Source organism: Pyxidicoccus sp. M15 (assembly GCF_056858435.1).
Genome location: NZ_CM166495.1, coordinates 6,692,303 through 6,702,500, shown reverse-complemented (window position 1 = coordinate 6,702,500; position 10,198 = coordinate 6,692,303). Strand labels below are relative to the sequence as shown.

Genomic DNA, 10,198 nt, shown 5'->3' with positions numbered 1-10,198 from the left:
CGTGATAGTCGCGTACGCGAAAGCGAGTTGGAGCTGAGTGGGGTACCCAAGTAAGACGGGACACGTGCAATCCTGTCTGAATCCGCCGGGACCATCCGGTAAGGCTAAATACTCCTTGGCGACCGATAGTGAACTAGTACCGCGAGGGAAAGGTGAAAAGAACCCCGGTAAGGGGAGTCCAAAGAACCTGAAACCGCATGTCTACAAGCAGTCCGAGCACTACGGCGCAAGCCAGTGCGAGGGCGTACCTTTTGCATCATGATTCGGCGACTTAATATACGTAGCGAGGCTAAGCCGTTAGGTGGAGCCGGAGCGAAAGCGAGTCCTAAAAGGGCGATTCAGTTGCGTGTATTATAACCCGAAGCGGGGTGATCTACACATGGCCAGGTTGAAGTGCGGGTAACACCGCATGGAGGACCGAACTCATGAAAGTTGAAAATTTCTGGGATGAGCTGTGTGTAGGGGTGAAAGGCCAATCAAACTCCGTGATAGCTGGTTCTCCCCGAAAGATATTTAGGTATCGGCTCGGGCAATTCAATGCCGGAGGTAGAGCACTGGAACGGCTAGGGGTCTCACCAGATTACCAAACCGTACCAAACTCCGAATGCCGGCAATTGTTATCCCGGGACGCAGTCAGTGGGTGATAACGTCCATTGGCAAGAGGGGAATAACCCAGACCGACAGCTAAGGCCCCCAAATCTAGTCTAAGTGAACACTAGAAAGGATGTGGCAGGTCATTGACAACCAGGAGGTTGGCTTAGAAGCAGCCATCCTTTAAAGAAAGCGTAATAGCTCACTGGTCAAGACAGGCCGCGCCGAAAATGTAACGGGGCTCAAGACTAGTGCCGAAGCTTCGGGTCATGCGCAAAACGCATGGCGGTAGGGGAGCGTCCCAGTTGCAGCGAAGGTCGACTGTAAAGGCGGCTGGAGCGACTGGGAGTGCTGATGCCGAAATGAGTAGCGATAAAGGGGGTGAGAAACCCCCTCGCCGTAAACCCAAGGTTTCCTGGGTCAAGTTAATCTTCCCAGGGTTAGCCGGAACCTAAGCCGAGGCCGAAAGGCGTAGGTGATGGAAAGCAGGTTAATATTCCTGCGCCATCTTGTGAGCGTTGAACTAAGGGAGGACGGAGAAAGCTAGGCGAGCTGACCGGTGGTTGTGTCAGTCTAAAGGCGTAGGGGTGTCGCGTACGATTAAAGGCGCGGCAGCTATCCCCGAGACCCCATGGCGCCCCGTAAGGGGTAAGTCGCTGATGCTCTGCTTCCAAGAAAAGTCCCGTAGGGAGCTCATAGGGTGTCCGTACCGCAAACCGACACAGGTGGGTGAGGAGAAAATCCTAAGGCGCTTGAGAGAACTCTCCTCCAAGGAACTAGGCAAATTTCCACCGTAACTTCGGAAGAAGGTGGGCCTCTGGTAGGTGTAGGCGTACAGCCGAAGCCGAGAGAGGTTGCAGAGAAATGGCGGTAGCGACTGTTTACCAAAAACACAGGACTCTGCGAAGGCGACAAGCCGACGTATAGGGTCTGACTCCTGCCCGGTGCTGGAAGGTTAAGGGGATTCGTCAGCCGCAAGGTGAAGCGATGATCCGAAGCCCCAGTAAACGGCGGCCGTAACTATAACGGTCCTAAGGTAGCGAAATTCCTTGTCGGGTAAGTTCCGACCTGCACGAATGGAGTAACGACTTCCGCGCTGTCTCGGAGAGGGACTCAGCGAAATTGAAATAGCTGTGCCGATGCAGTTTACCCGCAGCAAGACGGAAAGACCCCGTGAACCTTTACTATAACTTGACAGTGACACTAGGGATTGACTGTGTAGGATAGGTGGGAGCCTTTGAAGCCGGGCCGCTAGGTTCGGTGGAGGCAACGGTGAAATACCACCCTGTTGATTTCTGGTGTCTAACCATGTCCCGTCATCCGGGATTGGGACACTGTCTGGTGGGTAGTTTGACTGGGGCGGTCGCCTCCCAAAAAGTAACGGAGGCGCGCGATGGTTCCCTCAGCCCGATTGGAAACCGGGCGGCGAGTGCAATGGCATAAGGGAGCTTGACTGCGAGAGAGACATCTCGAGCAGGTGCGAAAGCAGGTCATAGTGATCCGGTGGTCCTGAATGGAAGGGCCATCGCTCAACGGATAAAAGGTACTCCGGGGATAACAGGCTTATCTCCCCCAAGAGTTCACATCGACGGGGAGGTTTGGCACCTCGATGTCGGCTCATCGCATCCTGGGGCTGGAGCAGGTCCCAAGGGTTTGGCTGTTCGCCAATTAAAGCGGTACGCGAGCTGGGTTCAAAACGTCGTGAGACAGTTTGGTCCCTATCTGCTGTGGGCGTAGGATACTTGAGAGGCTCTGACCTTAGTACGAGAGGACCGGGTTGGAGGCACCGCTGGTGTACCAGTTATCTCGCCAGAGGTATCGCTGGGTAGCCATGTGCCGATTGGATAACCGCTGAAAGCATCTAAGCGGGAAACCGACCTCAAGACCAGGTATCCCGGGCGCAAGCCCCTGAAGACCCGTCGAAGACTACGACGTTGATAGGCCGGGTGTGTAAGCGTGGTAACACGTTGAGCTAACCGGTACTAATGGGTCGAGCGGCTTACTTTCCCCGTTCTCTTCCATGCCTCCTTTTGGGGCGTAAGGGACTCGGGGCCAAGGCCGAGGCTTGAGTGCGAAAGCACTCGCCCGGAAGACGCTTCTAAATAGGCACGGCGAGACTTCTTCTCGCAGAGAATTGAAACTTACCCTTTGTATGCACTGTCGCTTGTTTTCCGGTGGCTATGTCGGAGGGGTCCCACCCGTTCCCATCCCGAACACGGAAGTTAAGCCCTCCAGAGCCGATGGTACTTCGCGGGAAACCGCGCGGGAGAGTAGGTCGCTGCCGGATTCTTTTTGAGAACCCCCGTTGCCCTCGTGGCAACGGGGGTTTTCTTTTTTCTGCGTGTCTTTGCGCGTCTGCCTTTGCGGCCTTCAGTCGCGCAGCCGCGCGGCGAGCCGGGTGAAGCGCTTCTGCGTGTCGCCGTTGCGCACCGCGATGCCCAGCGCCTTCTTGCTTCCCACCAGCACCACCAGCTTCCGGCCCCGCGTCACGGCGGTGTAGAGCAGGTTTCGCTGAAGCAGCGTGAAGTGCTGCGTGTGCAGGGGCAGCACCACGCACGGGTACTCGCTGCCCTGCGACTTGTGCACGCTGGTGGCGTAGGCGAGGACCAGCTCGTCCACGTCAGACCAGGCGTAGGCCACCGGCCGCCCGTCGTAGAGCACCACCAGGGACTGCTCCTCCTTGTCGATGGCCTCCACGCGCCCGATGTCTCCGTTGAAGACGCCGAGCTCGTAGTTGTTGCGCACCTGCATGACCTTGTCGCCCACGCGGAAGGTCCGGTGGCCGCGGGTGAGCTCCTCCCCGGAAGGGTTGAGGTGCGCCTGCAGCGTGGCGTTGAGGTTCGCCGTGCCGATGAGGCCCCGGTTCATGGGGACGAGGACCTGGACCTCGTCCACCGGGTGCAGCCCGAAGCGGCGGGGGATGCGCTCCTTCACCAGCGTCTTCACTGTCTCGAGGATGGCCTCCGGCGCCTCCTTCTCCACGAAGTAGAAGTCGGCCAGCGCGTCCGCGGGCGGCACCTGGGGCAGCTCTCCCTGGTTGATGCGGTGGGCGTTGGTGATGATGAGGCTCGCCTGGGCCTGGCGGAAGATGTGCTTCAGGCGCACCACCGGCACGTGCCCGGAGGCGATGATGTCCTGGAGCACGCTGCCGGGCCCCACGCTCGGCAGCTGGTCCACGTCTCCCACGAGCAGCAGCTGGCAGTGGGGCGGCAGTGCCTTCAGCACGTTGAGCATCAACACGGTGTCCACCATGGACACCTCGTCGAGCACCAGCACGTCGGCTTCGAGCGGGTTGTTCCTGTCCCTGAGGAAGCCGTGGGTGCGCGGGTTGTACTCGAGCAGTCGGTGGATGGTTTCCGCCTCGCGCCCGGTCGCCTCGCCCATCCGCTTGGCCGCGCGTCCGGTGGGCGCGGAGAGCAGGAGCTTGCGGCCCTTCTTCTCCAGGATGGAGAGGATGGCGTTGACCAGCGTCGTCTTTCCGGTGCCCGGGCCGCCGGTGATGACCAGCACCTTGGCCACCATTGCCTGGCGGACCGCCTCCTTCTGCTCGGGGGCGAGCGACAGGCCGTGGCTGCCCTCGAACCAGGCAATCGCCCGCTCCACGTCCACTTCGAGGGGACGCGCGGGCCAGGCGGCGAGCGCCTTGAGGAGGTTCGCGACGCCGACCTCCGAGACGTGCAGCGCCTTCAGGTACACCGCCTCGACGGCGTCCTCGGGGCGGGGGTGGGCCAGGGCGCTGGCCCCCTCCACGGCGAGGTACTCGGCGGCGGCGAGTCGGGTGATGGCCGCCTCCACGAGCTCGGGCGTCACCTCCAGCATCTCCACCGTACGCGCGGTGAGCTTGTCGCGCGGGGCGTAGAGGTGGCCTTCCTCGGAGAACTCCCGGAGCACGTGCAGCACCCCCGCCTCGGCGCGCTTGGGCGAGTGGGTGGGGACGCCCAGCGACTGGGCAATGCGGTCCGCGGTGCGAAAGCCAATGCCATACACGTCGATGGCGAGCCGGTACGGGTTGTCCTGCACCACGGGAATCGCCTGGGCGCCGTACTGCTTGTAGACCTTCACCGCGAAGCTGGCCGGCACCTCGTGAGACTGGAGGAAGACCATCACCTGGCGGATGTCGCGCTGCTCGGCCCACGTCTCGACGAGGAGCTTGCGTCGCTTCTCCCCGAAGCCCTTCACCTCGGCCAGCCGCTCGGGCTTGGAGTCGATGACCTCCAGCGTGTCGAGGCCGAAGTGCGCCACCAGGCGCTTGGCCATGGCCGGGCCCACGCCCTTCACCAGCCCGCTTCCCAGGTACTTCTCGATGCCCACCAGCGTCGCGGGCTTCACCGTGCCGTAGGAGACGACGCGGAACTGCTCCCCGTACTTCCGGTCCTGCACCCACTCGCCGGTGAGGCGCAGGGACTCCCCCGGCTGGGCGCCCAGGAGGTTGCCCACCGCGGTGATGGGCTCCTTGCGGCCATGCACCACCACCCGGACCACGCTCCAGGCGGCCTCCTCGTTGGTGTAGGTGATGCGCTCGAGGCTTCCCTCCAGGACGGTGGTGGGGCGCGGAGGGGCGCCGGCCGCTCCACGGGCCACCGGGGCCCCGTCCCGCACGGAGGGGAGGGCACTACCCGCGTCGGCGGCGTAGACCGGGGGAGGACGGGGGGCGGACATGGTCCTTGAAAATAACAGGGCCTTCGGCCGCTGACGCCGCCTCGAATGCAGTCCCGCCGCGTGCCTGCCTGCCTGCCTCCCAGGCCCGGTGTCTTCAGCGGCGCGCGGAGGTGTGCACGCCCGTGCTGGAGCGAGGCGGCCCTCGCTCCGCCGGGGGCGCACCCGGTCCGCTACGGCCGCAGCTTCAGCAGCAGGATGTCCTGCGAGTTGTTCACCTGCTCGAACACGCGCCCGTCCACCGTCACCGGCACCTCCTGGTTGAAGCGCATGCCGGCGACCACCTCGCCCGTGCTCAGCACGGCGGCCTCCTCCAGCGGCACCCGGCCGGAGGAGCGCAGCCAGCGGACCTCCCCCTCTGCATCGAAGGCGCCGACGAAGTTCCTTCCCGTGCCCAGGGAGGCGGAGCCGAAGGCCGTGGGCCGGCTGAGCTCGCCCACCAGCACCACCTGGCCGTCCGGCCCCACCGACAACGCATGGGAGGACTCGGGGCCCGATGTGCCCAGGTGCCGCAGCCATGCGTCTCCGCCGTGCAGGCTCACCGCGCCCAGGAGGAGGTCATGGTCCAATGGGTAGAAGTCCCCACCCGCCACCTGCGTGTACGTCTGCCCGCCGAAGGTGAACGCCCCCTGGAACTGTCCGGTGAAGAAGGCCCTGTCCCCGGACACGCCCAGGCCCACCATCGAGCCCGTGGCGCCTGACAGCACCCGCTTCCACAGGAGCGCCCCCGCGTCGGAGTACCGCGCCAGGAACAGCGCACGCCCCGCCACCGCCCCGTCCCCAAGGTCCGTGCCTGCCGCCAGCACGCCTCCCACCAGGACGCCTCCTGCGCCGTCCATGGCAAGCACCTGACCCTCGGTGGTCTCCGTCAAGCCACTGGGGAAGGCTTTCGACCATCGGTGCGAGCCGTCCGCATGGAAGCGGGCCAGGAACATGCCGTCCCGCGACTCGGTGGCCCCGGACGCACCAGGCCCCGAAACGAGCACTCCGCCGCCCAGGTCCATCAGCCCGACGAAGACGCCGGTCACCGCCACGTTGCCACCTGCATCCACCGCCACCGCGTAGGGAAACGCTCGCCCCGGAGTGCCACCCCGCAACGCCGCGAAGCCCCGGCTCCACAACGTCTGCCCGTTCGCGTCGAACCGCGCGACGAAGAGGTTGGATGCGCCGGGTTCCACGGGAGGCAGCGCCCCGGCGCCCAGGTCCAACGTGCCGTAATAGGCGCCTGTCACGAGGATGCTCCCATCCCCTGCCACGGCGACCGCTTTGGCCGACACACCCTCCGAGGGGAAGGCTCGCGTCCAGAGGGCGCTGCCGTCCCCCCGGTAGCGCGCCAGCACCATGCCGAACCCCTCCGGCAGCGGGCCCGCGCCGAAGTCGGCCGGGAAGGTACCGCCCCGTGCGAAGAACCCTCCGGCAATCACGTAACCGCCGCTCCCGTCCGCGGCCATGGCGAGCAGCGCCTCGTCACCCTCGGCGCCAAGGTGGCGTGTCGACGACACGGTGCCGCCGATGCCGTCCCCCACGTAGCCGCAGGACGGCGCGTCCTGGGAGAGGACCAGCTCGGGCCGGAAGCCGGCCGCGCCCTCGCGCGAGGTGTAGTCCACGCCGTCACCGCTCGTGGACACCAGGGCGAAGCCGTACGTCCCGGGTCCTGTCACCGCGTTGCTCACGTCGAGCTCCACCCACGAGCCCGTCCGTACGGCGCCCAGGTCCACGAGCGGCGCGCCCTCCAGCGTGGGCCGGGTGTTCCAGGTGACGTCTCCGCCCGTCCAGGACGACGAAACGCGGTGGAGCGCCGGGCCGTTCGAAGAGCCATCCCGCGCGTACAGGCGAAGCCGTGCGTTCCGGATGGGCCGGTCCGTGGCCACACGGAAGAACAGGTACGACTCGCGGCGCGGCGAGCCGTCCGCCACGAGTCGGCCATCCCCCGGCGCACCCGTGTCCGGCGTCGCCTCCGTCACCGTCGTGTCCAGCTCAGGCTCGATGACGGTCGGGCGCGGGGTGGGGCAGGGCTCCAGCTCCAACACGAGCTGGGGATCCCGCTCGTCATCCGTCCCGTTGTCCGACAGGAAGACGACGCCGTCGTCCGTGGTGGAGACGAGGACGAAGGAGTACTCGCCCCCTCCCTGCACCCAGGCCGTCACGTCCCAGTCGGTGAAGGCGTTGTCCGCCACCGGGCCCACGTCCGCCAGCACGGGCTCGCGCGGAGGTGGGGCGTTGTTCCAGGTGAGGGTGCGGTAGTGCCAGTCCGGTGCACTGGCGTAGACCGCCGGCCCGTCCGCGCTGGGGTCCGTCGCGTACATCCTTAGCGTGGCGCGCTTCACCCGCTGGCCATCGAGCCCGCTGCCGACCATGAAGCGCAGGTACGTGCGCCGCTCGGGCGAGCCGTCCACCGTCAGCCGCGTCGCGGTGCCGAAGTTCGTGTCCGGCTCGCGCGCGTCCACCGTGACGTCCGAGAGGACGTTGACCACGTACGTCCCATCCACCGCCTGTCGCGACTCGGCCCAGGGCCGCTCGTCCCTGTCGCCCGTGTCGGTGAGCTCGAATCCTCCGCCGCAGCCCACCATCGACAGCATCCACGTCGCCAGCACGCCCCATCCAAGGCGTGGCCTTCCACCGCCCGCTCCACGTCGCACGACTGCCCCCTCGCTGCATGCCCCCGCCAGGCACTGTCGCTAGCAAGGAGGAAACCAGCGCACGGGGGCCGTGGGACGTGGAGTCCTGGACGGCGCGCATTCAATGACAGGCGCGCACGCGTGCGTCACGGGCGAACAGGAGGGCACGGCTGGGCAAGTGTTTCCCAATCCTGTGGCGTGAGCGCGCCACCTCCTTCCCGACGGCCCACGGCTGGATTTCTGGTGGCTGTTCCAGTCCCTCGGGAGTTGCAAGGACGAGCTGCTCGTCGCCTTCTCGTGCGAGGGACGAGGGGTATGCCCCGCGAGGCAGTGACAGGATCGGCAGTGGATGTGGCGCCCGTCTTCGGCGCGTCCGCCGGCAGGCTGCGGAGAGGGCCCTCGCCGCGAGACGCCACACTGCTGCCAGCGCGCACGCCGATGTCCCAGATTCATTCGAGCGAAGTTGGAGCCTTGTAGGAGGGTCGGATGATGAAGCATCCCGCCTCGCCGAGAGTCCTCGCCCTCGTCGGGTTGCAAGGTGCCGGCAAGACGACGCTGGTCGAGTCGCGGCTGCGTGACATCCCCCAGCGGGGGGCGCTCCATTCTGGAGTACCTGGGACTGCCCATGCTGCCTGCGAAGCGGGCCCCAGTCGTCTCCGCCTCCCCGCACCAGCCCTTCGCTGAGCAAGTGGTCCCAATTCCGCGCCCCCCTCATTGTGGCGCCCCAAGCGTCGACCTCGACGAGACGCGAGCGACCCGGGAACGGCCCAGGAAAAGGTTGGCGCAGCAGGACCTCAACGCCTTCACGAAGAAATGATCTCGACTTGCATGGAGGTTCATCATGCCGTCATCGGCTTTCCGCCTCCTCATTCTCGCGACAGGCCTTGCCATGACGCTTGGACCGGAATCGGGAGGACCTGCCCAGTCCCCTCAACTTTCAGCACGGGAGTCCGACCCGAAGGTCATGGGCTGGATGGAAGGGTTTCCGCCGCCTGAGCACAAGCTCATCACACAGCCGGATTCGGTGTACTTCAGCTTTCCCCGGCTGCGCTGGTCGGTCTGCCACATGCGGGAGCTCCTGCCGACCGAAGAAATCAGCCGCGGCCTCGGCGCCCCTGTTCCGCTTCAATATCTGCCACCGACCGAACTGGACGAGGAGCGGCAGGCAATCGATGCGTTGACCTTCACGCCAATCGGCGCCGAGAAGGCGATGAGCTGGGAGGAATCGCTCTACGCCAACTACACCGACGGAATGCTGATCCTGCACAAAGGCCGCGTCGTCTATGAACGCTATTTCGGTTGCCTGGACGAGGACGGCAAGCACGCAGCCATGTCGATGACCAAATCACTCACCGGCCTCCTGGCCGAGATCCTGGTCGTCGAAGGCAAGCTCGATGAGGACGCGCTGGTTTCCACCATCGTGCCCGAGATCAAGGGCAGCGCCTTTGCCTCCGCCACGGTCCGGCAGGTGATGGATATGACCACGGGGGTCCGTTACTCCGAAGACTATGCCGACCCCAAGGCAGACATCTGGATCTACTCGGCCGCCGCCAGCCCCCTTCCGAAGCCGGAGGGTTACAAGGGGCCCAACGGCTATTGGGAGTATCTCCAGCAGGTGCAGCCCGAGGGCAAGCACGGCGAGGCGTTCCACTACAAGACCATCAACTCGGACATGCTGGGCTGGATCATCTCGCGCGTCTCCGGAAAGGCGATAACCCAGCTCGCGTCCGAGCGGCTGTGGCGCCCGATGGGCGCTGAGCAGGACGCCTACATGAACGTTGATGGAAAGGGTGTGCCCTTCGCGGGAGGTGGTCTGAGCGCGGGGCTCCGTGATCTCGGTCGGCTTGGACTCTTGATGCTGAACGAGGGCGTCATCAACGGAAAGCGGCTGTTCCCCGCCGAGGTTGTACGGAACATCCGCCGCGGCGGCGACCCCGCGAAGTTCGGCAATGCCTACCCAGCGCTGGTGGGTGGAAGTTATACGAGCATGTGGTGGGTCTACCCTGGTGAGCACGGCGTGATTGCCGCCCGTGGCGTGCACGGACAGACCATCTATGTGGATCCAACCGCCCAGATGGTGCTGGTGCGCTTCGCATCATTCCCAAAGGCGCAGAACCCGCTCATCGATCCCACATCACTGCCGGCGTTCCGAGCTGTAGCGGGATATTTGATGTCGAAGTGAGGGGAGGTGGAGGCGCCAAGTGCGTCTGAAACCCGGTCCCACCCGGCGCCCGCGGCGACCGGCCAGTGCTCTCCAGCTCCACCACGCCGCTTCGGACATCGTCACCGGAGCGGCGCCCCGAGGGGACAGAAGAAGAGCCCAGCAACCCCTG

General features: G+C 64.9%; 3 protein-coding genes and 2 rRNA genes (1 of these 5 only partly in view). 3 read left to right on the top strand and 2 right to left on the bottom strand.

The genetic code is table 11. The annotated features are described in order from the left end of the window. Together ACX9TP_RS24985 and rrf are read left to right on the top strand one after the other, a co-directional pair. Positions 1-2,598: ribosomal RNA gene (locus tag ACX9TP_RS24985) — 23S ribosomal RNA — on the top strand; it begins 366 nt to the left of the window's first position. A gap of 163 nt (positions 2,599-2,761) precedes the next feature. Beyond that, positions 2,762-2,878 (top strand): 5S ribosomal RNA (gene rrf, locus ACX9TP_RS24980). An 83-nt stretch (positions 2,879-2,961) separates the two neighbouring features. Here rrf and recD2 read toward each other — a convergent pair. Together recD2 and ACX9TP_RS24970 are read right to left on the bottom strand one after the other, a co-directional pair. Next, the gene (gene recD2, locus ACX9TP_RS24975; RefSeq protein ID WP_482973119.1) at positions 2,962-5,172 is read right to left on the bottom strand and encodes an SF1B family DNA helicase RecD2; all 2,211 of its coding nucleotides are present in this window, start codon (positions 5,170-5,172) and stop codon (positions 2,962-2,964) included. A gap of 248 nt (positions 5,173-5,420) precedes the next feature. Next, positions 5,421-7,841 (bottom strand): CBM96 family carbohydrate-binding protein, encoded by a 2,421-nt coding sequence (locus ACX9TP_RS24970; RefSeq protein ID WP_482973118.1) that lies wholly within the window; start codon positions 7,839-7,841, stop codon positions 5,421-5,423. 865 nt (positions 7,842-8,706) lie between these two features. Here ACX9TP_RS24970 and ACX9TP_RS24965 point away from each other — a divergent pair. Then, positions 8,707-10,047, top strand: coding sequence for a serine hydrolase domain-containing protein (locus tag ACX9TP_RS24965; protein ID WP_482973117.1), 1,341 nt, complete (start codon positions 8,707-8,709; stop codon positions 10,045-10,047). The last annotated feature ends 151 nt before the right edge of the window (positions 10,048-10,198 follow it).

Coding starts and splice junctions, on each gene's coding strand:
- ACX9TP_RS24965 (WP_482973117.1), top strand. CDS start 8,707: ATGCCGTCATCGGCTTTCCGCCTCCTCATTCTCGCGACAGGCCTTGCC.